General features: G+C 43.8%; 20 protein-coding genes. 17 read left to right on the top strand and 3 right to left on the bottom strand.

The window, feature by feature from the left end; all coding sequences use genetic code 11:
• Window positions 1-51 precede the first annotated feature (51 nt).
• Complete coding sequence (locus EAH55_RS28550; protein ID WP_162997084.1) at window positions 52-1,284, top strand: PepSY-associated TM helix domain-containing protein; 1,233 nt, start codon at window positions 52-54, stop codon at window positions 1,282-1,284.
• Between the two features lie 269 nt (window positions 1,285-1,553).
• On the opposite strand, the gene EAH55_RS28545 is transcribed toward EAH55_RS28550, so the two are convergent.
• Together EAH55_RS28545 and EAH55_RS28540 are read right to left on the bottom strand one after the other, a co-directional pair.
• Window positions 1,554-2,861, bottom strand: a complete 1,308-nt coding sequence (locus EAH55_RS28545) for an alkaline phosphatase family protein (RefSeq protein ID WP_121812689.1) — start codon at window positions 2,859-2,861, stop codon at window positions 1,554-1,556.
• A gap of 110 nt (window positions 2,862-2,971) precedes the next feature.
• Window positions 2,972-3,571 carry a GNAT family N-acetyltransferase gene (locus EAH55_RS28540; protein ID WP_121812688.1) on the bottom strand — a complete coding sequence of 200 codons (600 nt, stop codon included), beginning with the start codon at window positions 3,569-3,571 and terminating at the stop codon, window positions 2,972-2,974.
• A gap of 317 nt (window positions 3,572-3,888) precedes the next feature.
• Here EAH55_RS28540 and EAH55_RS28535 point away from each other — a divergent pair, with 317 nt between their 5' ends.
• The 16 genes from EAH55_RS28535 to EAH55_RS28460 all read left to right on the top strand — a co-directional run bounded on the left by EAH55_RS28535 (window position 3,889) and on the right by EAH55_RS28460 (window position 23,540).
• Window positions 3,889-4,350, top strand: coding sequence for a division/cell wall cluster transcriptional repressor MraZ (locus tag EAH55_RS28535; RefSeq protein ID WP_091213347.1), 462 nt, complete (start codon window positions 3,889-3,891; stop codon window positions 4,348-4,350).
• Entirely contained in the window at window positions 4,347-5,249 is a 903-nt protein-coding gene (gene rsmH / locus EAH55_RS28530) for a 16S rRNA (cytosine(1402)-N(4))-methyltransferase RsmH (protein WP_121812687.1), read from the top strand. The genes EAH55_RS28535 and rsmH overlap by 4 nt, the downstream gene beginning before the upstream one ends.
• Complete coding sequence (locus EAH55_RS28525; RefSeq protein WP_112574997.1) at window positions 5,246-5,656, top strand: FtsL-like putative cell division protein; 411 nt, start codon at window positions 5,246-5,248, stop codon at window positions 5,654-5,656. The genes rsmH and EAH55_RS28525 overlap by 4 nt, the downstream gene beginning before the upstream one ends.
• Window positions 5,646-7,745, top strand: a complete 2,100-nt coding sequence (locus tag EAH55_RS28520; protein WP_121812686.1) for a penicillin-binding protein — start codon at window positions 5,646-5,648, stop codon at window positions 7,743-7,745. Before EAH55_RS28525 ends, EAH55_RS28520 begins: the two co-directional genes overlap by 11 nt.
• Window positions 7,742-9,202: a UDP-N-acetylmuramoyl-L-alanyl-D-glutamate--2,6-diaminopimelate ligase gene (locus EAH55_RS28515; RefSeq protein ID WP_121812685.1), complete on the top strand. Its 1,461-nt coding sequence runs from the start codon at window positions 7,742-7,744 to the stop codon at window positions 9,200-9,202. Before EAH55_RS28520 ends, EAH55_RS28515 begins: the two co-directional genes overlap by 4 nt.
• A gap of 29 nt (window positions 9,203-9,231) precedes the next feature.
• Window positions 9,232-10,473 carry a phospho-N-acetylmuramoyl-pentapeptide-transferase gene (gene mraY, locus EAH55_RS28510; protein ID WP_114936291.1) on the top strand — a complete coding sequence of 414 codons (1,242 nt, stop codon included), beginning with the start codon at window positions 9,232-9,234 and terminating at the stop codon, window positions 10,471-10,473.
• Window positions 10,474-10,566: 93 nt separating this feature from the next.
• Window positions 10,567-11,958, top strand: coding sequence for a UDP-N-acetylmuramoyl-L-alanine--D-glutamate ligase (gene murD / locus EAH55_RS28505; protein WP_121812827.1), 1,392 nt, complete (start codon window positions 10,567-10,569; stop codon window positions 11,956-11,958).
• A gap of 90 nt (window positions 11,959-12,048) precedes the next feature.
• Complete coding sequence (locus EAH55_RS28500) at window positions 12,049-13,233, top strand: FtsW/RodA/SpoVE family cell cycle protein (RefSeq protein WP_114936293.1); 1,185 nt, start codon at window positions 12,049-12,051, stop codon at window positions 13,231-13,233.
• A gap of 72 nt (window positions 13,234-13,305) precedes the next feature.
• Complete coding sequence (murG, locus tag EAH55_RS28495) at window positions 13,306-14,409, top strand: undecaprenyldiphospho-muramoylpentapeptide beta-N-acetylglucosaminyltransferase (protein WP_121812684.1); 1,104 nt, start codon at window positions 13,306-13,308, stop codon at window positions 14,407-14,409.
• A gap of 54 nt (window positions 14,410-14,463) precedes the next feature.
• Window positions 14,464-15,822, top strand: coding sequence for a UDP-N-acetylmuramate--L-alanine ligase (murC, locus tag EAH55_RS28490; RefSeq protein ID WP_121812683.1), 1,359 nt, complete (start codon window positions 14,464-14,466; stop codon window positions 15,820-15,822).
• Window positions 15,815-16,678: a cell division protein FtsQ/DivIB gene (locus EAH55_RS28485; protein ID WP_208644973.1), complete on the top strand. Its 864-nt coding sequence runs from the start codon at window positions 15,815-15,817 to the stop codon at window positions 16,676-16,678. Before murC ends, EAH55_RS28485 begins: the two co-directional genes overlap by 8 nt.
• Before the next feature lies 1 nt (window position 16,679).
• Entirely contained in the window at window positions 16,680-18,023 is a 1,344-nt protein-coding gene (gene ftsA, locus EAH55_RS28480) for a cell division protein FtsA (RefSeq protein WP_112574990.1), read from the top strand.
• A gap of 130 nt (window positions 18,024-18,153) precedes the next feature.
• Window positions 18,154-19,761 (top strand): cell division protein FtsZ, encoded by a 1,608-nt coding sequence (ftsZ, locus tag EAH55_RS28475; protein ID WP_121812682.1) that lies wholly within the window; start codon window positions 18,154-18,156, stop codon window positions 19,759-19,761.
• Between the two features lie 339 nt (window positions 19,762-20,100).
• The gene (locus EAH55_RS28470; protein ID WP_121812681.1) at window positions 20,101-21,345 is read left to right on the top strand and encodes an aminotransferase class I/II-fold pyridoxal phosphate-dependent enzyme; all 1,245 of its coding nucleotides are present in this window, start codon (window positions 20,101-20,103) and stop codon (window positions 21,343-21,345) included.
• Between the two features lie 264 nt (window positions 21,346-21,609).
• Window positions 21,610-23,046, top strand: coding sequence for a glycoside hydrolase family 125 protein (locus EAH55_RS28465; RefSeq protein ID WP_121812680.1), 1,437 nt, complete (start codon window positions 21,610-21,612; stop codon window positions 23,044-23,046).
• Window positions 23,047-23,360: 314 nt separating this feature from the next.
• Window positions 23,361-23,540 (top strand): histone H1, encoded by a 180-nt coding sequence (locus EAH55_RS28460; protein ID WP_090529881.1) that lies wholly within the window; start codon window positions 23,361-23,363, stop codon window positions 23,538-23,540.
• 137 nt (window positions 23,541-23,677) lie between these two features.
• Here the strand turns inward: EAH55_RS28460 and dapA are convergent, their stop codons facing one another.
• Window positions 23,678-24,574 (bottom strand): 4-hydroxy-tetrahydrodipicolinate synthase, encoded by an 897-nt coding sequence (gene dapA / locus EAH55_RS28455; protein WP_121812679.1) that lies wholly within the window; start codon window positions 24,572-24,574, stop codon window positions 23,678-23,680.
• Window positions 24,575-25,156: the final 582 nt, after the last annotated feature.

The following is a 25,156-nucleotide window of genomic DNA, read 5'->3' as shown; positions in this document are numbered from 1 at the left end:
TTGAATTTAACCGGGCATGGGAACATGCCCGGTTTTTATGCTTATAAACTGATGAAAGTATTTTTCCGCACCATCCACCTCTACTTAAGCCTTGCGGCAGGAGTAATCATTTTTTGCTCGTGCTTAACCGGTACCATGCTGGTTTTTGAAAAGGAAATTCAGCAGGCACTTAATCCGCAGCGATATTTTGTAAAACCCGAGGATAAAAGGCTGCCGATATCTGCGCTGACCGCAGGCGTTTTAAAGCAGATCCCTAAATCAAAACTGGCAACTGTCACTGTTTATGAGGACCCGGAGCGTACTGTAGAGGTTGCCCTCATTGTACCCGAAAAGAAGGATAAGAAAGCAGTTGGTGCTCCCAAAGCCGAAAAACATGCCGGCGCGCATACCAAAAAGGATGCTAAGCCAAAGGATGCGGAACGTTCAAACCTTACCGCTTTTGTAAACCCGTATACCGGGCAAATAGTTGATCAGTTTAACCGCAGGCAAACTTTTCTGTATTCGGTAGAGATGTTTCACCGCTATTTACTGGGCGGTAAAAATAGCCTGGGCGATTGGGTGATCAGTCTCTCAACCTTGTTTTTCCTGGTGATTTTGATAACCGGTGTAATACTCTGGTGGCCTAAAACCAAGGTCATTATGAAGCAACGTCTTAAAATAAAATGGGGCGGCAGTGGCAAGCGGTTAACGCACGATCTACATATTGTTACCGGTTTCTATACTTCTATATTCTTGATCATTATTTCGGCATCCGGGTTGGTCATGACCTTTAAATGGGCAAACAGCACTTTGTTTTTCCTTACCAATTCAAAAGTTGTTGCCAAGGAAGATATCAAAGCCCCGCTTTCGGCTTATCAGTCAGGGGTTACCGCCATCTCTCCAGAAACCGCTATTGGCGCATTAGGTAGTAAAATAACTGATGCTGAAAATTTCACTATCCGTTACCCGAAGGATACAGCAGCGGTTTATACTTTTAATGTGCTCAAAAAAGGTTCAGTTGAACTTGCTACGGATACTTATTATATTGATCAATACAGCGGCAAAATAGCAGGCTCAGCTTTATATGCTGATAAAAGCCTTGGCCAGCGTATCAGAGGGGTTATCAAACCCATTCATACAGGTTCTATTTATGGCTGGCCTACCCAGGTTTTAGCCTTTTTGATCACCCTGGTTTCACTCATTTTCCCAGTAACCGGTGTAATGATGTGGCTTAACCGTACGAGCAAGAAAAAGAAAAAACAGGTTCGCGGCAGGTCGAAGGTATTGCCTGTTGAGGTTGCTTAAGCAAGAAAACGTAAGCATATAATAAAGTCACGTCATTGCGAGGTACGAAGCAATCCCAAACTATGCAGGGTGGCTAATCACTAAAACGCGATGTCATTTCGAACGAACCCCGCGGTAGCAATTGTGCGCAAGGGGTAAGGAGAAATCTTATACGCCCTGCATACTTTGCAGGCATGATGTATAAGATTTCTCTTTCGCCCCAATGCTCATTCTACCCGTGCTCTATCGAAATGACATTTCTCTTTAATGCACAGATATTTTTAAGCCACTTACTTCAACAACCCAGCCGGAATCTTTCCATCCACTTTTGGAAATGGAATACCCATGAGTTTAACCAAAATCGGCGTCATATCGCGCAGGTTCATTTCTTCTATCACTGCACCTTTACGGATGCCTGGTCCGTAAGCTATCAGTCCGGTGCGGATATTTTTTGTATCAGGAAAATGGCCATGTGTACCGCCCTTACCAGGCTTTACAGCATTGCCTGTAATAGTTGAACTAAATGCTGCGTCATGCTCGCCGGTAATTGCGAAAGCTACATTTGGGTTATAGCCGCCTTTGTTTAACTGTTCTCTGCTGATGATGCGGTAATATTGCTTCACGCTGTCGGGCTGGGCTTCCAGTATTGTTTTTACTTTATTAGCTGTAGCTTTATCAGCAGGATCTTTCAGGTACAGGTAGGCAGATCCACCAACTGCATTAAATTGCGCTTTCCAATCGCCAGTTTTCAGGTCGGTGATTAATCCGGCTTCTTTTAGCCACACATTGGGCGAGATCGTTTTCTTTACATCATAAAATCCGTGGTCGCCGCCAATAAGCAATACGGTGCTTTCCCATATACCGACAGATTTCAAAGCATCAATGATAATGCCCACCGCAGCATCCGCGTCGGCAACGGCTTCCTGTACCCGTGCCCCGGAACGTCCTTCGGCATGCTCGGCTCCATCAACAGAAAATACGTGAATGGTCATCAGTTCAGGCTTGCTTTTTTTGATCACGTACGCGGCAATTTTGGCAATGTTCTGATTTTTTCCTGCATCTATTTTGTCGACACCGCCAAACACTTCTTTTTTCACTTCTGCATAAAAGCCCTGCGGTAAAGAATATTGCTCACGCACCGCGTCGCCCAGGCTACCTATGTCGGGAATATTGTAATCGACAGGGGCATTGGCAGATACAGGCCAGTAAAGCGAAGCAACCGTCATGCCTTTGTCTTTGGCCGCTTTCCAAATGGTAGGTGCGTGGATAGAGCTATCCTGCCAGTAAGGCTGTTGTGGTGCACCATCGGGAGTAAATATGTTGTTGTAATATATGCCATGGTTAGCGGGTTGCACACCGGTAACAATGGTGGTATGCGAAGGATAGGTCATGGAAGGGAATACGCTGTTTACGCCTTTGGTGTAAGCGCCCTCTTTCATCAGCGCGTGAAGGTTAGGTGTTTGCCATTCGCTGTCCAGATAAAAATCCGGGCGAAACCCGTCGATGGTTACGAAGATAACGTGTTTGGCAGTCTGCGCCATCATTTGTCCTGTTGTGATAAACAGGGCGAGTAATGCTAAGGATAATTGCTTTTTCATGGTAGATATGTAGAGTTTCCGGGGAATTAAAAGCATTTAGCAACCGGAATGAAACGGCGGTAAAAGTGCCCCTAATTTTGTTAACTCCCTGTGAAGTTATAGTTACGTAATCAGCCTAACGGCTCCCTAACCATGATCCAGTAAGGGCAGCCGGTAAGCGGCTCAGCTACCTCTTTTGTTATTTGATACCCAATCCGTTCATAAAACCGGATATTGCGTGGGGTAAACGTTTCAAGACAGGTTGGTATGCTGTTTTTATCTGTTTCGTTAAGTGTTGTTGCTAATAGGCTTGTTCCCAAACCTTTCCCTTGGTGATCGGGCTTGATCCCGGCTATTGATAAATACCATGCGTTTTGCAACGTAGGGTCAAGTTGTTCGGTCATGAAGGATACTATGGTTGAATAGGCTTTAAGCGCCGGTTCGCCCATGCAGGTTTTTATAAACTCTTTCTTTAACAGGTTTTTTTTATTTTCTGTGGCCTGGTCTAACGGTCTGCTCCAAATGGCCGCGCCGTAAGGGATATCGCCAGCGATGGTCAACCTGCCGTACTTTTCACCTTCTGTCATGGAGTAATCCATGTATCGCATTAATATTTCCTGCTTGTCGTCTTCGTCGCCATAACCACCCCGTAACAATTCTACATAAAATGGGTCGGGAATGAGTGCTTCATATAAGGCTAAGGCCAGTTCTTTGTATTGATAGGTGTACATGCGGTTTGTTATATTCAACGGCTTAATATACAAAATATTAAAGCCATGCTATCTGTTGCGTAGTAGTGGTTTGTCTGTAGTGTGCTTTCGCGATAATTGGTTTTTTCTCCCACTTTTTAATCTATCAGTATTTATAGCTAAAACCCAATGTAACTATCTGTTTATTAGCGGTTTTTATCGGGGGTGAAATTTCTGAAAAACTTTAAAAAACATAAAACAGAGCCACCTAAAAATTGTTGAAAACTTTTAGTGGGGGAAAGTGGTAGAAAGTGGTAAAAGTATTTACTTTTACGTTACAAAATTGCCCAAGTCATACAATGTCGTTTTTAACCGGTGAATTTGAGTGTAAGCTTGATCCTAAATTTAGGATGATGATCCCGGCTGGCCTTAAGAAAAAGCTTCCTGAATTGGAATCTGAAGGCCTGGTGATCAATCGCGGGTTCGAAAAGTACCTTGTCATATACACTAAAAAGGAATGGGATAAACGACTTGAAGATTTGAGCAAACTTAATGAATACGAAGAGGATAATATAGCCTTTATACGATATTTTACCCGTGGCGCCACCGAGCTTATGCCCGATGCTGCCGGTAGGGTATTGTTGCCGAAATTCCTATTGGAATACGCAGGTATAAAAGGTGATGTTGTGCTGGCTTGTCAGTTAAATAAAATTGAGGTTTGGGATGCCGAAGCGCACCGCAAACTGATGGATGATGAGCCAAAAAGCTTTAGTGCGCTGGCAAAAAAAGTAATGGGTGGTAAAAATAAGGAGCAGGAATGAGTGAGTACCATGTACCGGTAATGCTGAAGGAGTGTATTGATGGGCTGAATATTGATCCGGACGGTACTTATGTGGATGTGACTTTTGGTGGCGGCGGGCATTCGCGCGAGATATTAAAACACCTGGGGCCAAAAGGCAGGCTGATCGCTTTTGATCAGGATGCTGATGCGCAACGGAATATTATTGATGATGAGCGTTTTGTTTTTGTAGATCAGAATTTTAGATATCTCAAAAACTTTTGCCGTTTACATGGTGCTATCCCTGTAAATGGTATACTGGCCGATCTGGGTGTGTCATCGCACCAGTTTGATGAGGCCGATCGCGGGTTTTCCATCCGGTTTGATGCCGAGTTGGATATGCGCATGAACCAGTTGGGCGAGCTGACTGCTAAGGATGTGGTAAATAATTATTCGGTTGCCGACCTGCACCGGATTTTTGGCATTTACGGAGAAATCCAGAATGCCAAATCATTGGCCGAAACCATTGCTACTGCAAGGTTAAACGTGCCGATAGTTACCATTGCCGATCTGAAAAATGTGATCAGTAACCGCATCCCGAAAGGAAAAGAAAATAAATACCTGGCGCAAGTGTTCCAGGCATTACGAATAGAGGTTAACCAGGAGCTGGAAGCATTAAAGGATTTTTTAATGCAATCGGCAGATGTTTTAGCGGTTGGCGGCAGGCTGGTGGTGATGTCATACCATTCGCTGGAAGACAGGCTGGTAAAAAACTTCATAGCCAAAGGCAAGTTCAGCGGCGAGGTGGAGAAAGACCTTTATGGAAACGATAATAAACCGCTTGATGCTGTAAGTCGCGGGGCTATAACAGCATCGGCAGAGGAGATAACCAAAAATAACAGGGCACGGAGCGCTAAATTAAGAATAGCTGTAAAAAAATGACCAATCGTTTACGTACAGAAATTCAGGAAGAAGAGGAAGTAGAAGAAGTTGTTGAAGAAAGGCGACCTGCAAGGGAACTGCCCGATAACTTTTTTACACAACTTTTTACCAAGGGCTTTCTTACAACCGAGAAGGCTACCAATGCTTTGCCCTTTGTTTTGTTTTTAGCCTTTTTAGGGATGGTGTACATTGGTAACATGCACTATGCCGAAAAATCGGTACGTGAAATTGACGCGCTCACCAAGGAGGTTAAAGAGCTGGGCTGGGATTATAAATCGACCAAGGCTGATATGGCATTCAAAAGCACGCTTACCGAAGTGGCCAAGCGTGCAGATACATTGGGTTTGAGTCAGTCGGTTGATCCGCCGGGAAAAATAACAGTGAAGGAGGTGGCAGATGGGAATTAGGACTAACATACTGGCCAGGGTTTATTTAGCCTTTGGTCTTGTTTTGCTTTTAGCCATTGCCGTTGTTGTGCAGCTTTGTCGCCTGCAATATGTTCAGGGCGATAAATGGAAAGCTATGGCTGCCGATCTTTCCGCTCAATACCAAACTGTTGAAGCGGCAAGGGGTAATATTTTTTCTGTTGATGGAAGTTTGCTGGCTACTTCGGTGCCGGAGTACGAGTTGCACATGGATATGCTGGCCGGTGGTATTGCATCGGATACGGCTTTTAATAATAATATCGACCTGCTGGCTGCAAAGCTGTCAGGTATGTTTGGTGATAGGTCTGCAAGGGATTATTCGCGCGTATTGCGCGAGGCCCGCAGGGATAGCTCACGTTATGTGCTCATCAGGCGTAAGGTATCTTACCAGGATTTGAAAAAGATCCGCCAGTTCCCGGTGTTTAACATGGGTAAGTACAAAGGCGGATTGATCGTTATTCAGAAAAATAAAAGGATCTTGCCATTCCAGTCGCTGGCGGCACGTACCATCGGTTACAAAAACGAAAACGTTAAAAACCCGGTTGGTTTGGAAGGAGCTTATGCTTCATATATCAACGGCGAAAGCGGCAGGCGTTTAATGCAGCGGATTCCGGGCGGCATCTGGATGCCGGTTGATGACGATGATGAAATAGCACCTAAAGACGGTGCTGATATCATTTCAACCATCAACGTAAATTTCCAGGATGTGGCACAGGATGCATTGAAGAAACAACTGGTTAAAAGCGCTGCTGATCATGGTTGCGTGGTGCTGATGGAGGTATCAACCGGTGAGATCAGGGCGATTGCCAATTACACGCGCACTAAAGATGGCGATTACAAGGAGCAGATGAACTACGCTATCAGTAACGCTATCGATCCGGGGTCAACCTTTAAGCTGGCATCGTACATGACCATGCTCGATCAGCATAAGATTGATACCAGCACCATAGTTAATGCCGAGGGCGGTAAATATAAGTTCCCGAAAGGGCCAACCATTACCGATACCGAACATGATAATTATGAAATGTCGGTTAGGCGTGCTTTTGAAGAGTCATCAAACGTGGCGGCGGCAAAATTGGTTGATAAATTTTATCATAATAACCCATGGCAGTACATCAACAAGCTGTACAGCTATCACCTGAACGAAAAGCTTGGGCTTCAAATTCAGGGCGAAGGCAGGCCGGTAATTAAAAATCCATCGAACCGCAGCTGGAACAAAAATTACAGCTTGCCTGAGATGGCTTACGGCTACGAAATGAATATTACGCCGCTGCAAATGCTGGCTTATTATAACTCGGTTGCTAACAACGGTAAAATGATTGCCCCGCTGCTGGTTCGCGAGATCAGGAGATTGGGCAATCCAATTGAGCAGTTTCAGGCAAGGGTAATTGCCGAGCAGGTTTGCTCAGAGGCTACTTTGGGTAAAGTAAGGGGTATGCTTGAGGGGGTGGTAATGAATGGTACCGGTAAAAATGTGATTAAAAACAAGCTTTACAGCGTAGCCGGCAAAACGGGTACTGCACAGGTTGCTAACGGAACCAAAGGTTATAAGGATAAAAAATACCAGGCTTCGTTTTGCGGTTATTTCCCTGCCGATCATCCTAAGTACTCGATGATTGTGGTGATCAATAACCCAACCCAGGGCGATTACCTGGCAGCGAAGGTTGCTGGCCCGGTGTTTAGGGAAGTGGCAGACAGGGTTTATGCTAATGACCTGGATATTAACCAGAATTCACAGACCCATTATGTAGGCAATACGGTATTGCCGCAGGTGAAACAAGGTAATATGAAAGCCTTGAAAAAAGTTTATTCAAAACTGGGCGTTAAACCTTTGTACGCATCAGCCAACAGCACAGTTGATACAAGCAATGGTATTCCGTTTGAGGAAGTAAAATATAAAAATGGTACTGTGCCGGCGGTAACGGGCATGGGGCTTAGCGATGCGTTGTACGTAATGGGTAACGCGGGTTATAAGGTAACTGTACGCGGAAGCGGTGTAGTTGCCAATCAATCGGTTACCGGTGGAAGTGTTATACCAAAAGGATCACGAATTTTATTAGAGCTGCAATGAGGTATTTAAGCGATGTAATTGATGGACTGGCCTTCACTGAGTTGCAGGGAAGCGCCGATGTGGAGATCACAGCGATTGCTTTTGATTCAAGAAAAGTAATCCCGGGGGCGATGTTTGTTGCTGTTAAAGGTACTGTTGTTGATGGGCACGATTATATCGATCAGGCCATTAAAAAAGGTGCTGTAGCGGTAATTTGCGAAGACCTGCCTGCTCATACCACCGGCGAGGTTGATTTCCTGATGGTGGCCGATTCGGCTGTGGCTTTGGCTATTGTAGCTGCTAACTTTTACGATAATCCATCGGCTAAATTAAAATTGGTTGGGGTAACAGGCACTAATGGCAAAACCACTATCGCTACGTTACTTTACCAGTTGTTCCGCGATTTGGGTTATAAATGCGGTTTACTATCAACTGTTGAAAACCAGATCAACGGCAAGGTGATCCCATCAACCCATACCACTCCCGATCCGGTTGAGCTAAACAATCTGCTTGCCGAAATGGTGGACAGCGGTTGCGATTATTGCTTTATGGAAGTAAGCTCGCATGCCATTTCACAAAAACGTATTGAAAGCCTGGTTTTTGCAGGTGGTGTGTTCACCAATTTAACGCATGACCACTTAGATTATCATAAAACCTTCCTGAGGTATTTGAATGCCAAGAAGGAATTTTTTGATGGCTTGCCGAAAGAGGCTTTCGCGCTTACCAACAGCGATGATAAAAATGGTAATGTAATGCTGCAAAATACAGCGGCGCACAAAAAAAGCTATGGCCTTAAAACTATGGCCGATTACAAAGCCCGTATCCTCGAAAATCAATTCAGCGGTTTACTGCTGCAAATTGACGGCGAGGAGGTATGGTTTAAAATGGTGGGTACATTCAATGCTTATAACCTGTTAGGGGTTTATGCTACCGCGATGTTGCTTGAACAGGATAAAGCTAAAGTGCTTACCAGCTTAAGCAAACTGACCGGCGCCGAAGGCCGCTTTGAATATATCACCGCGCCAAACAAAGTAGTAGGTATAGTTGACTATGCCCACACGCCGGATGCTGTTCAAAACGTGCTGAGCACCATTCATGATATCCGTAAGGGTAATGAGAAAGTGATCACAGTAATTGGCTGCGGCGGCGACAGGGATAAAACCAAACGCCCTATCATGGCTAAAACCGCCTGTGAATGGAGCGATAAGGTAATCCTGACATCAGATAATCCGCGTACCGAAGATCCGGCGCAGATCATCAAAGAAATGGAAGAGGGTGTTGACCCGGCATTTAAAAGGCATACGGTTAGCATCATCGACAGGCACGAAGCAATCAAGACTGCCTGTATGCTGGCTAACCCGGGTGATATTATCCTGGTAGCGGGTAAAGGGCACGAAAAATACCAGGAAATAAACGGAGTGAAAAACCACTTCGATGATATGGAAGAGTTGGAGAACCGGTTTAAAGATTTGGTGTAAGAAGATACTATTAGTAAAAGAGAAGAGCAATGTTGTATTACCTGTTTAACTACTTAAGCAAAAATTACAGTATCCCGGGGATAGGTGTATTTCAATACATCACCTTCAGGATGGCGATGGCTGTAATTACATCATTGCTGATCACTACGGTTTATGGCAGGAGGCTGATTGATTACCTGCGTTTTAAACAGGTTGGCGAAACCGTAAGAAATTTGGGACTGGAAGGGCAGATGCAAAAATCGGGTACTCCTACAATGGGTGGTGTCATCATTTTGCTGGGTATTTTAATACCAACGCTGCTGTTTGCCAAGCTTGAAAACGTTTATGTGATCCTGATGATAGTTACCACAGTTTGGTTAGGCGCTATCGGCTTTTTGGATGATTATATTAAAGTATTTAAAAAGAATAAGGAAGGTTTAGCGGGAAGGTTCAAGATCATTGGCCAGGTTGGTTTGTCGCTTATTGTTGGGTGGACAATGTATTTCAACAGCAGCATCATCATCCGCCAGGAGGTGGTTTTGCCGGTAAAGGACGATGCCCCGGTTGAGTTTCATATGAAACGTAATACTCCGGTTTATACGCAGGATGTGCATTCTACCAAAACAACCATGCCGTTTTATAAAAACAATGAGTTTGATTATGCCAAGGTGTTAAAGTTTTTAGGGAAAGGTTACGAGCAATACGCGCTGGTGGTGTTCCTGTTTTTTGTGATCCTGATCATCACGTTTATATCAAACGGAGCAAATATAACCGATGGCATTGATGGCCTGGCGACGGGTACTTCTGCTATTATAGGTATTACGCTGGCTATACTGGCCTATGTATCGGGTAACACGGTTATTGCCGATTACCTGAATATTATGTACATCCCTAACTCGGGCGAGCTGGTAGTTTTTGCCGGTGCTTTTGTTGGTGCGTGCGTAGGCTTTCTATGGTATAACTCATACCCGGCACAGGTATTCATGGGCGATACCGGCAGTTTGGCCATAGGCGGTATCATCGCGGTGTTTGCTATCATGATCCGTAAGGAATTGATGCTGCCGTTATTGTGCGGTATTTTCCTGGTAGAGAATTTTTCGGTGATCATCCAGGTGTCATGGTTTAAATACACCAAGAAGAGATTTGGCGAAGGGAAAAGGGTGTTTTTAATGGCCCCGCTTCATCACCACTATCAGAAAAAAGGGTTCCATGAAGCAAAAATTGTTACCCGCTTCTGGATCATTTGTATCATACTGGCGATAGTGACGGTGATAACGTTGAAACTTCGTTAGAGGTTAGTGATTGGAGATTAGAGGTTAGGAAAGAAGAAATTGGAAAATGGAACCGGTGGAGTGAAAAACATCGGTGAAATCAAAAAAGTAAAAATGGATCAGGACAATAAAATATCAAACCAATCAACTCCCTCTCCTTCGGATGGGGCTGCGAGGTTAGTTATCCTCGGTGCAGGAGAAAGCGGTGTTGGTGCTGCATACCTTGCGCAGCAGCAGGGCTTTGATGTTTTTGTGTCGGATTTTGGCGGCATTGCCGATAACTATAAAAAACAGCTCGAAGATTGGAAAATTCCTTTTGAAGAGAAACAACATACAGAAGAACTGATCCTGAATGCGGCTGAAGTGATCAAAAGCCCGGGTATTCCGGATAAGGCGCCGATCATCAAAAAGCTGCACGAAAAAGGAACGCCTGTAATATCGGAGATTGAGTTTGCCGGGAGGTACACTGATGCAAAGATCATTGGTATAACAGGCTCAAACGGTAAAACCACTACCACCAGCTTAACCTATCACATTTTAAAAGATGCGGGGATGAACGTTGGTTTGGCGGGTAACATCGGCAAAAGTTTTGCCTACCAGGTTGCTACCGAAAAGTTTGACTGGTATGTGCTGGAGCTAAGCAGCTTTATGCTTGACGATATGTTCAGGTTTAAGGTTGACATAGCGGTACTACTAAACATCACACCCGACCATTTGGACAGGTATGATTATAAACTGGAAAACTACGCAGCATCCAAATTCAGGATAACGCAGAACCAGACCGCCTCCGATTATTTTATTTATTGTGCCGATGATCCGGAAACAATAAAGGGAATGAAAGAGCGAACGTTCGGGGCACAGCTGTTGCCGTTTTCCATACAGCAAAAATTTGAACCGGGCGCATACCTGGATAGCAACGACAATATTGTCATTAACACAACACAAGAACATTTTACAATGTCAATTCAAGATTTAGCCCTGCAAGGCAAGCACAACATTTACAACTCCATGGCATCGGGTATTGTAGCAAAGGTGTTGGAGCTGCGTAACGAAACGATGAGGGAGAGCATGGGCAACTTTAAAAGCATTGAGCACCGCCTGGAGTTTGTTGCCAATATCTCCGGCATTCGCTTTATTAACGATTCAAAAGCTACCAACGTTAACTCAACCTGGTATGCCTTGGAAAGTATGACCAGCGATGTAGTGCTGATTTTAGGTGGTGTTGACAAAGGAAATGATTACAGCATGCTTAATGATTTGGTTAAGCAAAAGGTAAAAGCCATTGTTTGTTTAGGAAAAGACAATAAACGCATTCACGAGGCTTTTGATGATATGGTTGAAATTATAGTAAACACATCATCGGCTCAGGAGGCTGCAACCGTGGCTTATCACCTGGCAACCAAAGGTGATACGGTATTACTGTCGCCGGCCTGCGCCAGCTTCGATCTTTTTAAAAATTATGAAGACCGTGGCGATCAGTTCAAAGCGGCAGTGAAGGAATTGTAAAACAGTTCATAGTTGATAGTTCATGGATCATAGCGAAAAAATCTAAGCCATGATCTATGAACTATCAACCATGAACCAAATAAAAAGGAAATGCATAGGATATTAAACAATACAAAAGGGGATCGCTGGATATGGCTCATAGTCATATTGCTTTCTGTTATATCCTTGTTGGCGGTATACAGCTCGGTGGGTACGCTGGCATTTAAGCAAGGTAAAGGAGTTGAGATCATCCTCATGAAACACGTGTTCATGATAGTGGGCGGTATTGCGCTGATGTATTTTTCGCACAAGCTTGATTATCGCTATTACGCCGGTATCTCTAAAGTGATGATGATTGTTACCATCCCCTTGTTGTTGTATACGCTGGTTTTTGGTAGTCATATCAACAACGCAAGTCGCTGGATAGCCATCCCCGGAACCGGGTTAAGCTTCCAGACTTCGGATTTGGCTAAACTGGCATTAATAACTTACCTGGCCCGTACGTTATCGCGCAAGCAGGAAAATATTAAGGATGTTAAAGAATCCTTTTTGCCTATCATGGGCTCGGTTTGTGTGGTGTTTATCCTCATTGCATTGGCCAACCTTTCAACAGCATTGATGTTGTTTGGAGTTAGCATATTACTATTGATCATTGGCCGTATCAGTATCAGGCAGATAGCCATCACTTGCGCTGCAGGCTTTATATTGTTATTGGGCGTTATATTTCTTGGTCCGAGGCGGCATACTTACGTATCGCGTATGAAGGTGTTTATGCACCCCGAACTGGCTAAGGCTGATAAATCGTTCCAGAGCGACCATGCCAAGATTGCTATCGCTACAGGTGGTTTATTTGGCAAAGGCCCCGGGAACAGTACCGAAAGAAATTACCTGCCCGAATCATACTCCGATGAAATTTACGCCATTATTGTTGAAGAGTATGGTTTGGTAGGTGGTATAGTTGTGGTAGGAATTTATTTGTTCCTGCTATACCGATGTATCAAGATTATAACCAAAGCGCCAAAAGCCTTTGGAGCGTTACTGGCCTGTGGTTTAAGTTTCAGCTTAACCATACAGGCTTTTGCCAATATGGCTGTAGCTGTTGGTTTAGGGCCGGTAACAGGTGTGCCATTGCCGTTGGTAAGTATGGGCGGTACATCGATATTGTTTACCAGTATAGCCTTCGGTATTATCCTGTCGGTAAGTAAGGATATTGAAGAGCCTAAAAAAGATAAGACTATAAAAGAAGATAACGCAGGACCGAATAAAATTATAGTAGGAGAGATCAGGACGGCGTGAGTCGGTGATTAGTGATTGGAGATAAGAGATTAGTTGTAAAACAAGGTTAGGAATTAAGTTAAAGACGAAAGCATGTCAAAAAGGATAATCATAAGTGGTGGCGGAACAGGAGGACATATCTTCCCGGCTATCTCTATTGCCAATGCTTTAAAAAATATTGATCCCAATACCGAGATCCTGTTTGTAGGTGCTAACGGGCGTATGGAAATGGATAAAGTTCCGGCGGCGGGTTATAAAATTATCGGTTTGGATATCCAGGGAATTCAGCGCGGTTCTATTGTTAAAAACCTGATGTTCCCTGTTAAACTGGCTAATAGTGTGCGAAAGGCTATCAAAATCATTAAAGATTTTAAGCCCGATGCCGCGGTTGGCGTAGGTGGATACGCTTCGGGGCCGCTATTATATGCCGCGTCGCTGAAGGGGATCCCATACCTCATACAGGAGCAAAACTCGTATGCTGGTATTACCAATAAATGGCTGGGTAAACATGCCCAAAAGATCTGCGTGGCCTTTGATGGTATGGAGAAGTTTTTCCCTGCCGATAAGATTATCAAAACCGGTAACCCCATCCGTAAGGACGCGGTGAACATTGCCGGTAAACACATGCAGGCTTTGGAGTTGTACCATTTGTCGCACTTTAAAAAAACGATACTGATAACTGGTGGCAGCCTTGGGGCACGTACGCTAAACAACAGTATTATGAATGGTATTGATAAACTGTTGGCTGCCGATGTACAGGTGATATGGCAAACCGGCAAGTTTTATTATAAAAGCATCATCGAAAAGCTGGGCGAAAACTATCACCCTGATCTTCAGATCAGGGAGTTTTTAACCCGGATGGACCTGGCTTATGCCGCTGCCGATATTATTATATCAAGGGCAGGGGCCGGCACTATTGCCGAGCTGTGCGCCATTAAAAAGCCGGTGATCCTGGTGCCTTCGCCCAATGTGGCCGAAGATCATCAAACTAAAAATGCTTTGGCGCTGGTTCATGAAAACGCGGCCGTTTTTGTGGCCGACCGGGACGCCGAAGCAAAGCTGGTTGAAAGGGCACTTGAATTATTTGAAGACCGCGACCTGCAGAAAAAATTGAGCAATAACATTGGTAAAATGGCCATGCCAAATGCCGATGAAGTTATAGCAAAGGAACTTATCCAAATAATAAGTAACAATTAAATGATGGTCCTCCTCTTCCAAAGGGAGGAGGGCCTTTTTTAAAACAAATTAAAAATGGAACTGCACGATATTAAAAGAGTTTATCTCATAGGCATAGGCGGCATCGGTATGAGCGGTCTGGCACGCTATTTCCATCATTTGGGTTGCATTGTTTGCGGATATGATAAAACGTCGACTGATTTAACAAACCAGTTGCACAACGAAGGCATCCAGGTTGTTTTTGAAGACCATGCGGATTATATCCCCATGAGTTTCCAGAAGCCGTGCAGCGATACATTGATCATTTATACACCTGCGGTGCCAAAGGATTCACATATCGTTAACTATTTTAAAAGCCACGGCTTTGAGCTGTTTAAGCGTTCGCAGGTTTTAGGTTTGATCAGCAAGAGCTCGTTTACCATCGCTGTTGCCGGAACGCATGGCAAAACTACCACCTCAACCATGGTAGCGCATTTGCTAAAGGCATCGGGTAATGATTGTTCGGCATTTTTGGGCGGTATATCATCAAACTACCAAACCAATGTGCTGTACGGTAAAAACAATGTAATGGTGGTTGAGGCCGATGAGTATGATCGCTCGTTCCTTACGCTGTTTCCTGATGTGGCTATCATTACATCAATGGATGCCGATCACCTGGATATTTATGGCGATCACGCGCATCTGACCGAGTCGTTTAAGCTATTCGCCTCGCAGATAAAACCGGGCGGTACGCTGGTGCACAAAAATGGTTTGCCGTTAGATGGTGGTTATACTTACGCTTTTGAAGATGAAACTGCCGACGCGCATGCTTCAAACGTGAGGATCATTGACGGCGATTTTTACTTCGACTACAACAGTGCCGCGGTAAATATCACCGATATAAGAATGGGTATAGCAGGCACTCACAACGTGGAGAATGCTGTAGCTGCCATTGAAGCTGTGTTGAAGCTGAATATTTCGCCAGAGAATATTAAAGCGGCGCTGGCATCATTCAGAGGTGTTAAACGCAGGTTTGAATATATTGTTAAAACACCAGAGCATATCTACATTGATGATTATGCGCATCACCCTGAAGAATTGAGGGCATGCATATCATCAATTAAGAGATTATATCCGGCTAAAAAATTAACGGCCATATTTCAGCCGCATTTATTTACCCGCACCCGCGACTTTGCCGATGGCTTTGCCGAAGTGCTGGACATGGTTGATGAGCTCATATTGCTCGAAATTTACCCGGCGCGCGAATTGCCGATAGAAGGAGTTGACTCGCAGATGCTGCTTAACCGCATGCAACTGCAAAACAAAAGGATACTAAGTAAAGAGGCCGCGGTAGCCGCAGTAGCTGCCGAAAAGCCCGAATTGCTGTTAACTGTAGGTGCCGGTGATATTGACACGCTGGTGCAGCCATTAAAACAAGTATTAAGTAATGAATAAAAAACTCATTTGGAAGCGCCTGCTGATAGGTTGTGCCTGGGTAATATGCCTTGGTGGCCTTGTGGTGCTCATGAGTTTTATTGAAACAAAAAAAGCGGGTGTAAAATGTACTTCGGTAAATGTGAGCATTCCCGGCGGTCAGTATTTTATTGACAAGCAGGAGGTTGATCATATTATTGAAGTTACCAGTCACTCGCTGGTAGGCAGACGTATCGAGAATATTAATATCCAGGAGCTGGAGGATAAGCTTAAGGCCAACCCTTTTATTGAGTTTGCCAAGGTTTATACCGAAATGGACGGGGTATTAAGGGTTGAGGTAAGCCAGCGCCAGCCAATACTGCGGATCATGAACCGTTATGATATGGATTTTTATGTAGATCAGCATGGTTTAAAAATTCCGCTATCATCAAACTTTACCGCAAGGGTATTGGTGGCAAATGGTTTCATTGACGAGTTGTTTACTAACCGTGTTGATTCATTGCATACCAGGTTGGCGAAAGATTTGTTCAGGGCAGCAGATTATATCCGTAAGGATTCGCTTTGGGACGCGCAGATAGCACAGATGTATGTGAACAACGAGCGTGAGATTGAACTGATCCCGAGGGTAGGCAACCAAAGGATCCTGATAGGTAACGCGGATTCGCTTAACGTGAAGCTGAACAACCTCCAGGCTTTTTACAAGCAGGTGTTGCCAAAGGTAGGCTGGAATACTTATAAAGTGATCAATGTAAAATATACCAACCAGGTTATTGGTATAAAAAATGAAAATATAAAAGCAGATTCGATTAAAGCGGCTAAGACTGCCAAAGCGGATTCGCTCAGGACGAAAAGGGATACATCTCAAATTAAATTGTAATATGGACAAAAGCTCAACTCAGGAAAAAAGTTCGCCAATTGTAGTAGGATTGGATATCGGGACTACCAAGATATGTGCCATTGTTGGGCGCAGGAGCAAGAACGGGAAGATTGAGGTTTTAGGAATTGGCAAGGCCGAATCTGCGGGTGTGACACGCGGCGTGGTTTCAAATATAGATAAAACAGTACAGGGCATTCATCAGGCGGTGGATGTGGCAGGCTCGCAATCAAATGTGGAGATCAGGGTAGTGAACGTAGGTATTGCGGGGCAGCACATTAAAAGTTTACAGCACCGTGGCTTAATAACCCGTCGCGATCTGCAATCAGAGATCGGTCGTAAGGATATTGATAAACTGATAGAGGATATGTATAACCTGGTGATGCCTCCGGGCGAGGAGATTATCCACGTATTGCCGCAGGAATTTACGGTGGATAATGAGCCGGGCATCAAAGACCCTATAGGTATGGCGGGTGTTAGGCTTGAGGCTAACTTCCATATCATATCTGGCCAGGTAACCGCTATCAAAAACATTGTAAAATGTGTTAACAAGGCCAGCCTGGAAAGCCAGGAACTGATCCTTGAACCGCTGGCATCTTCAGAATCTGTTTTGAGCGAAGAGGAAAAAGAAGCCGGTGTGGTTTTGGTTGATATTGGTGGTGGTACAACCGACGTGGCTATTTTCCACGAAGGCATCATTCGCCATACAGCCGTGATCCCTTTCGGTGGTAATAGCGTAACCGAGGATATCCGCGAAGGATGTTCGGTAATGCGCAACATTGCCGAGCAACTGAAGGTAAGGTTTGGATCTGCCCTGGCCGATGAGAACAAGGAAAATGAGATTGTATGTGTTCCGGGTTTACGTGGCAGGGAGCCTAAAGAAATTTCGGTGAAAAACCTGGCTTATGTAATCCAGGCCCGTATGGAAGAGATCGTAGAGCATGTTTACTACGAGATCAAATCATCAGGGTACGAGAAAAAGCTGATTGCAGGTATCGTGATAACCGGTGGTGGCGCACAGCTGAAACACTTGCGTCAGTTGGTTGAGTTTGTAACCGGTTTGGATTGCCGTGTGGGTTACCCTACCGAGCACCTGGCTAAAAACGAAGTGTTGCCAAAAGGAACATACGAAGAATTGCAAAGCCCAACTTTTGCTACCGGTATTGGTTTGCTGATTAAAGGTATCCAGAAAATGGAATACATGAATGAAGCTATCCCGGCCGAGGTTAAAACGGCTAAGCCAAAATTTGATACAAAAAGTAAAGAAGGTGGTTTGTTAGACAGGCTGCTGAAAAAGAGTATAACATTTATTAAGGATGACATTAAGGATGAGGACTTTCTGAAATAATATTTATTCACAAGGAGTAAACTTATTCACATTGCTCACAAATGTGGATAAACCTTGTTGAAAAAGTGTTATTATTACGATGGTAAAATCTAATGTTGGGTTGAATTACATATAGCTGAAAACGAAGATTATGCATTTTGAAATGTTAAAAGAAAAATCGTCAATCATCAAGGTAATTGGTGTTGGCGGTGGTGGTGGTAACGCGGTAAACCATATGTACAGGCAAGGAATTACCGGTGTTGATTTTATAATATGCAACACTGATGCCCAGGCATTGGAGCTGAGCCCTATACCTAACAAGGTGCAATTAGGTGCCAGTTTAACCGAGGGCATGGGTGCAGGCTCAATACCCGAAGTAGGCAAAAATTCGGCTATTGAAAATATCGACGATATTAAACAGATGTTGGGCGTTAATACCAAAATGTTGTTCATTACAGCTGGTATGGGCGGTGGCACGGGTACAGGCGCAAGCCCTATCATTGCCAAAGCAGCGCGCGAAATGGATATATTAACGGTGGGTATCATAACCACGCCTTTCTCTTTTGAAGGTAAACGCCGTAAAATGCAGGCTGATGCAGGTTTGGAAGAACTGCGTAAGTATGTCGATTCGTTCCTCGTGATCTCGAATGACAGGCTTCGCCAGATTTTTGGTAACCTGACCATGAGCTCGGCATTTGCACAGGCTGATAATATATTGACTACGGCGGCCAAAGGGATAGCCGAGATCATCACCTTACCGGGTTATATCAACGTCGACTTTAAAGATGTGCGCACGGTAATGAAGGATAGCGGTGTATCTATCATGGGCAGCTTTAGCGCCGATGGTGAAAACCGTGCCCTTAAAGCTGTTGAAGGTGCACTGGCGTCGCCATTGTTGAAAGATAATGAAATTGAAGGTGCAAGGTATATATTGCTGAACATCAGCTCGGGCCTTAAAGAGGTTACCATGGATGAGATCAGCGTAATTACTGATTACATCCAGGAAGAAGCAGGCTTAGCTGCCGACCTGATCTGGGGTAACTGTATCGATGAAAACCTGGGCGAGCAATTATCGGTAACTATCATTGCTACCGGTTTCCAAACTAAAGATGAGCGCGAAAAAGAAAACAGCAACAAGAAAATAGTTTCGATGCTGGTTCCTGAAGAACCTCAACCAGTGCGCCCGGTTAATGAGTTTATTAAACCTGTTAAAGCGGATGCTCCTGCCGAGCCTTATGCTAAAGCCCCTAAAGAGGATGCTAAACAAGCCGGTTTATTTGACATGTTTTCCGGTAGCCGCCAGGAAGAACCTGCTGTTGTAAGGCATAGCTTAATGCATGAAGATTTGGAGGCTGATAATGAGCCGGATACTGCTGGTTTTACTTTTAAAATGAGCGAACCGGTAAGCTACGAGCAACCTGTAAGGGAACAACCACGCATGCCAGAACCCGAGCCAGAGCCTACTCCGGCACCGCAACCGGTTGGTGCTGATGACAACAAAACCAACGAATCGATAGAAGAGCAGTTGAAAAAATCGCGTGAGCGCATTATGAGACTGAAAGACCTGAGCATGAAACTGCGTACAGGTAATATCCAGGAGTTGGAAAATGTACCGGCTTACAAACGCAAGGAGATTGCATTGCAGGATACCCCTGCATCTGACGAAAGCCAGATTTCACGTTTTTCCCTGATGCAGGATAGCGAAGGTAACGTAGAGATCAGGAATAATAACTCGTATTTGCACGGCAACGCGGACTAAGGAGAGAGGCAAGACTGTTAGAGTCAAGAAGCAAGAAAAAATAGAAAGACCACAACAATTGAATGGGAGATCAACAAAGGAATAACATCTGAGCGTTGATCTCCTTTTTTTTGTTTGAATACTTTTATTGCTCCTGATTCGTTAATCTGATTTTCCTTTTGTTATTTCTTGAGTCTTGAATCTTTATATCTGGGTCTTGAATCTCACCATCTTGGTTCTTGACTCTTAATATCTTGCTTCTGTTCTCTCAGGTTATAACCTATTCTAAAAAGTTATAGCTATTGTTTGAAGGTGTTTTTACGGCTATATTTGCATTTAAATTTATAAAAACAATTCATTTTGGATTTATTTGACAAAATAACAAAAAGCTTAGGTGGGCCGATAGGTCAGCACCAGAAGTGGTCGCATGGTTATTTTTCTTTTCCTAAACTGGAAGGCGAAATTGGCCCTCATATGCAGTTTAATGGAAAAGAGCATTTGGTTTGGAGCCTGAACAATTACCTTGGCTTGGCTAACCATCCCGAAGTAAGACAAGCCGACGCGCAAGCCGCCGCCGATTACGGTATGGCTTACCCAATGGGCGCGAGGATGATGTCAGGAAACTCAATCCATCACGAGGAGCTTGAGAATGGCTTAGCCCAATTCGTTGGTAAACAATCAGCTTTTTTGCTTAACTACGGTTACCAGGGTATGGTATCTATCATTGATGCTTTGGTTGATAGGAATGATGTTATTGTTTATGATGCCGAATCGCACGCTTGTATTATCGATGGCGTACGTTTACACATGGGTAAACGCTTTGTTTACCAGCATAACGATATTGAAAGCTGCGAAAAACAGCTGGAGCGTGCAACCCGTTTAACAGAGCAAACCGGCGGTGGTATATTACTTATTACCGAAGGTGTTTTTGGTATGTCTGGCGCGCAAGGCAAGCTTAAGGCAGTTGCCGATCTTAAAAAGAAATTCAACTTCCGTTTACTGGTTGATGACGCTCATGGTTTTGGTACTATGGGTAAAACCGGTGCCGGCACGCATGAAGAACAGGATTGCATGGACGAAGTGGATGTGTACTTTGCTACCTTCGCCAAATCAATGGCCGGCATTGGTGCTTTTGTAGCTGCCGATCAGGATATTATTCACTACCTGCGCTATAATATGCGTTCGCAAACATTTGCCAAAGCATTACCAATGCCAATGGTGTTAGGTTTGAAAAAGCGTTTCGAAATGCTGAAAAGCCAGCCCGAGCTTCGCGAAAAATTATGGCTGATTGCTAATACCCTGCAAGCCGGTTTAAAAGAACGTGGCTTTGACCTGGGTGCTTCAAACACCATGGTTACCCCGGTATTTTTAAAAGGCGACTTATTTGAAGCGACAGCACTAACCCGCGATCTGCGTGAAAACTATGGTGTTTTCTGTTCGATAGTGGTTTACCCGGTAATCCCTAAAGGATTGATCGTGCTAAGGTTAATCCCAACAGCATCACATAGCCTGGAAGACGTACAGCGCACCCTTGACGCCTACAGCGCTATCGGCGAAAAGCTGAAAGCTGGGTATTACAAAGAGAACAAACTGGAAATTGCCTAACAGCATTTGATGATATATTTAAAAGCCCCGGAGATATCCGGGGCTTTTTTTGTGTTTTAGAATCTGATGTAGAGACGCATTATATGCGTCTCCTGTGAGCAAGGCCGCTATAGTAAATAGACACGTAGTTGCTTGTCCTGGCGGAGACGCATGTGATGCGTCTCTACATTTAAAAACCTTGTTAAAACGTTTTCTAAATTATTTTAGCAAGCTTTTTTGTTTAACTAAAACCTTTTCTATTTTTACGCCTACCATATCAAAACCATGAAATTAACCAGACGACATTTTATAAAAATCAACAGTGTTGCGGCAGCCGGTATCGGCTTGGGTATAACCCCGGTATTTGCTTCGGCTTTGGCCCCTGCCTTCGAAAGTCAACGCCCGAAACTGGCCGACCGTAAATTTACCAGCAAGGCTGTTGAAGCCATCATTAAAAAGGTTAAAGCCGATATCAAAGACCCTGAAGTTGCCTGGCTTTTTGAAAACTGCTATCCAAACACTTTAGATACTACGGTAAACTATTCTGAAAAAGATGGTAAGCCAGATACTTTCGTGATCACTGGTGATATAAACGCTATGTGGATGCGCGATTCATCGGCACAGGTTTGGCCGTACCTGCCGCTCATTAAAAATGATCCGGCGCTTAAAAAATTAATCCAGGGCGTATTAAGTCGTCAGGCTAAATGCGTGATCATTGATCCTTATGCAAACGCCTTTAACGAAGGCCCAACCGGTAGTGAGTGGGATAGCGACCGTACTACCATGAAGCCCGAGTTACACGAGCGTAAATGGGAGATCGATTCACTTTGTTACCCTGTAAGGCTGGCTTACAACTACTGGAAAATAAGCGGCGATACCAGTTTCTTTGACGAAAATTGGCAAAAAGCAGGTAAGATCATCCTGGCTACTTTTAAAGAGCAGCAACGTAAGGACGGGAAAGGTCCGTACTTTTTCCAGCGTAAAACCGAAACACAAAGCGATACTGCCCCTAACAGGGGGTATGGTAACCCGATTAAACCAGTTGGCCTGATCTGCTCTATTTTCCGCCCGTCGGATGATGCCACTATTTATCCATTCCTGATCCCATCAAACTACTTCGCGGTAGCAAGCTTAAATCAAATGGCCGAAATGTACAGCACTATCGGCCATGATAATGCTACAGCTGATGCCTGCAAAACCTTGGCAGCAGAGGTTCAGGCGGCACTTAAACAATATGCGGTTGGACATCATCCGCAATTTGGACAGGTGATTCCGTTTGAAGTTGATGGTTATGGGAACCAGTTGTTCATGGATGATTCAAACGTGCCGAGCTTGTTGGCTTTACCATATCTTGATTCGGTAAAGGTTGATGATCCGCTATACCAAAGCACTCGTAAGTTTGTATTGAGCGATAGCAATCCTTACTATTTTAAGGGCACAGCTGCTGAAGGTATTGGCGGTCCGCACGTTGGTATTGGCTATATCTGGCCAATGGCAATTATTATGCGCGGCATCACATCAACCGATAAAGCGGAGATTGTACAGTGCATTAAATGGCTGAAAAGTACCCACGCGGGCACCGGTTTCATGCACGAATCGTTCAATAAAGACGATGCAAAGGACTTTACCCGTAAATGGTTTGCCTGGGCTAACACTTTATTTGGCGAATTGATACTAAAAGTGCACGAGCATTACCCGGATATACTGCAGCAGACTTTTTAAACCTGTAAATATATTAATACCTGAAAGTATTTTAAATACTATGTTATAGTTGTATAGATAGCTATAGATATTATTTATACTTCGATATGATTTGTATTTTAATTATTAATCAAACTTATTTTAAAATATAAGTTTGATTTAAACTTTTTAATAGAAAATAAGAGGTGGCTCATAAATAGAAACTGGCAAAAATGTGGAAAAAAACCACTGCTAAGGCCGTATTTTTTGGCTTCAAAAGTTTTTAATTAACAAAAAACATTTTAGCTTAGCTTTAATTAAAACAATAAACCTCAAAATTTAAAAGGAGTAATTAAATGAAAAAATTTACTGAAGTAAAAGAGCTTGTAGCTGCTTTAGAGGCTGATGCCGACAAATTCTACAACAAAGGAAACAGCGCTGCCGGTACACGTGTACGTAAAGGCATGCAGGATCTAAAAAACCTGGCACAGGCAATCCGCCTTGAGGTTCAGGAAGCTAAGAATAAAGAAGCTTAGTAAGATTTTTTATCATCTTATTCCAATAAAAAACCCGGTCCATGGACCGGGTTTTTTATTTATAGATACTTTTCCTTTAAGGCTATAAAAAAACGTCGTACCTCGCAATGACGCTTATAGAGAATCCTTATCGCTTTTTACGCTTTTACCGCTACCGGGGCAAGCTTTTTAAGCTCTGTAGCAATGGCATCAGCCGTTTTTTCGCTTACTTGTACTAATGGTAGCCTAACTGTATCACCACAGATGCCCAATTGTTTCAACGCGGTTTTAACACCGGCAGGGCTGCCTTCGGTAAACATTAATCGGGTAAACTCTATCAAATCAAAATGTGCAGCATGTGCGCCTTTGTAATCGTTGCTAAGCAAGAGCCTGACCATGTCAGATAACTGACGGGGAAGGGCGTTACCAATAACAGATATTGCACCTACACCGCCTAAAGCCATCATTGGTAAAGTAACCGGATCATCGCCTGAAATAAACAGGAAATCTTCAGGTTTATCACGCACCAGTTGGTTAAACAGATCGAAATTGCCTGATGCTTCTTTGATACCTATGATGTTTTTAAACTCTTTTGCCAGGCGTACCGTTGTTTCGGCGCTAATCGTGCTGCCTGTACGGCTTGGTACATTATATAATATTATAGGCAATTTACTATTTAGCGCAATTGCTTTATAATGCTGATAAATGCCCTCCTGGGTAGGTTTGTTATAATGCGGACTTGCTGAAAGTATAGCATCATAACCATCAATATCAAATGATTTTATTTGTTCAACAACTTCATGAGTATTATTACCACCTATACCGGCCACCAGGCCAACGCGCTTATTTACCACTTCGGCAGTGAAAGCCCAAACTTGCTTTCGTTCAGCCTCGCTCAATGTGGCGCTTTCGCCGGTTGTACCTAACGATACCAGGTATTCCACCCCGCCATCAATCAAATGTTCAATCAGGTTTCTCAACCCGTCGTAGTCAATTTGACCATCCGCATGAAAAGGGGTTACCATAGCTACCCCTGTTCCGTAAAATATATTCATGAGTAAAATTAAAAGGATGCTAATATAGTGATTAGTGATTGGAGATTAAGGTTTTATTAGAGGTTTATTTTTGATAAAAGTGCCTTGGCGTTGTTTAAAGTTAGATTTTGGGGCGGGGAGGTTTGTCTGAACCTGAATTTATAGAATTAAAGAATTTCCAGAATACTATGAAATTCGATAAATTCTCTTAATATTCTCTTTTGGTGCAAGTGTTGTGTGGTTGTCTGTGGGTATGCTCACTTGTGTCTATCCGAAAGCACAAGTCTCCAATCTCGCATTCTTTGGCTCAAGACTTGCGCTAAATTGAAATTCGCTAAATTCTCTTAATTCGTTTAATTCGAGTTCAGACAAAAATAAGCTGTAAACTGAATTGGGGCGTTCCCGTCAGCTGACGGGCGGGCTTTGCGCTCATACTGCACAGGCATTAGCCACAGGCCGGTATCCGCTGCAATCCCTAACGCGAAAAATCAAAAAAAGTAAAACAAAGTATTTCAAAGTGCATTGCCCTCTAACCTCTAACCTCTAACCTCTAACCTCTAACCTCTAACCTCTAACCTCTAACCTCTAACCTCTAACCTCTAA

The sequence above is a fragment of the Mucilaginibacter kameinonensis genome (genome assembly GCF_003675385.1).
Taxonomy (GTDB): Bacteria; Bacteroidota; Bacteroidia; order Sphingobacteriales; family Sphingobacteriaceae; genus Mucilaginibacter; species Mucilaginibacter kameinonensis.
Note: the sequence above shows the minus strand (reverse complement) of the source record. Positions and strands in the feature narration are given on the sequence as shown.

What these genes read in the sequence shown, in the direction of transcription:
- murG (WP_121812684.1), top strand. Translation starts at nt 13,306, where the DNA reads ATGTCAAAAAGGATAATCATAAGTGGTGGCGGAACAGGAGGACATATC.
- dapA (WP_121812679.1), bottom strand. Translation starts at nt 24,574, where the DNA reads ATGAATATATTTTACGGAACAGGGGTAGCTATGGTAACCCCTTTTCAT.
- EAH55_RS28545 (WP_121812689.1), bottom strand. Translation starts at nt 2,861, where the DNA reads ATGAAAAAGCAATTATCCTTAGCATTACTCGCCCTGTTTATCACAACA.
- ftsZ (WP_121812682.1), top strand. Translation starts at nt 18,154, where the DNA reads ATGCATTTTGAAATGTTAAAAGAAAAATCGTCAATCATCAAGGTAATT.
- mraY (WP_114936291.1), top strand. Translation starts at nt 9,232, where the DNA reads ATGTTGTATTACCTGTTTAACTACTTAAGCAAAAATTACAGTATCCCG.
- EAH55_RS28550 (WP_162997084.1), top strand. Translation starts at nt 52, where the DNA reads ATGAAAGTATTTTTCCGCACCATCCACCTCTACTTAAGCCTTGCGGCA.
- EAH55_RS28520 (WP_121812686.1), top strand. Translation starts at nt 5,646, where the DNA reads ATGGGAATTAGGACTAACATACTGGCCAGGGTTTATTTAGCCTTTGGT.
- EAH55_RS28525 (WP_112574997.1), top strand. Translation starts at nt 5,246, where the DNA reads ATGACCAATCGTTTACGTACAGAAATTCAGGAAGAAGAGGAAGTAGAA.
- EAH55_RS28540 (WP_121812688.1), bottom strand. Translation starts at nt 3,571, where the DNA reads ATGTACACCTATCAATACAAAGAACTGGCCTTAGCCTTATATGAAGCA.
- EAH55_RS28460 (WP_090529881.1), top strand. Translation starts at nt 23,361, where the DNA reads ATGAAAAAATTTACTGAAGTAAAAGAGCTTGTAGCTGCTTTAGAGGCT.
- EAH55_RS28515 (WP_121812685.1), top strand. Translation starts at nt 7,742, where the DNA reads ATGAGGTATTTAAGCGATGTAATTGATGGACTGGCCTTCACTGAGTTG.
- murC (WP_121812683.1), top strand. Translation starts at nt 14,464, where the DNA reads ATGGAACTGCACGATATTAAAAGAGTTTATCTCATAGGCATAGGCGGC.
- ftsA (WP_112574990.1), top strand. Translation starts at nt 16,680, where the DNA reads ATGGACAAAAGCTCAACTCAGGAAAAAAGTTCGCCAATTGTAGTAGGA.
- murD (WP_121812827.1), top strand. Translation starts at nt 10,567, where the DNA reads ATGGATCAGGACAATAAAATATCAAACCAATCAACTCCCTCTCCTTCG.
- EAH55_RS28485 (WP_208644973.1), top strand. Translation starts at nt 15,815, where the DNA reads ATGAATAAAAAACTCATTTGGAAGCGCCTGCTGATAGGTTGTGCCTGG.
- rsmH (WP_121812687.1), top strand. Translation starts at nt 4,347, where the DNA reads ATGAGTGAGTACCATGTACCGGTAATGCTGAAGGAGTGTATTGATGGG.
- EAH55_RS28535 (WP_091213347.1), top strand. Translation starts at nt 3,889, where the DNA reads ATGTCGTTTTTAACCGGTGAATTTGAGTGTAAGCTTGATCCTAAATTT.
- EAH55_RS28465 (WP_121812680.1), top strand. Translation starts at nt 21,610, where the DNA reads ATGAAATTAACCAGACGACATTTTATAAAAATCAACAGTGTTGCGGCA.
- EAH55_RS28500 (WP_114936293.1), top strand. Translation starts at nt 12,049, where the DNA reads ATGCATAGGATATTAAACAATACAAAAGGGGATCGCTGGATATGGCTC.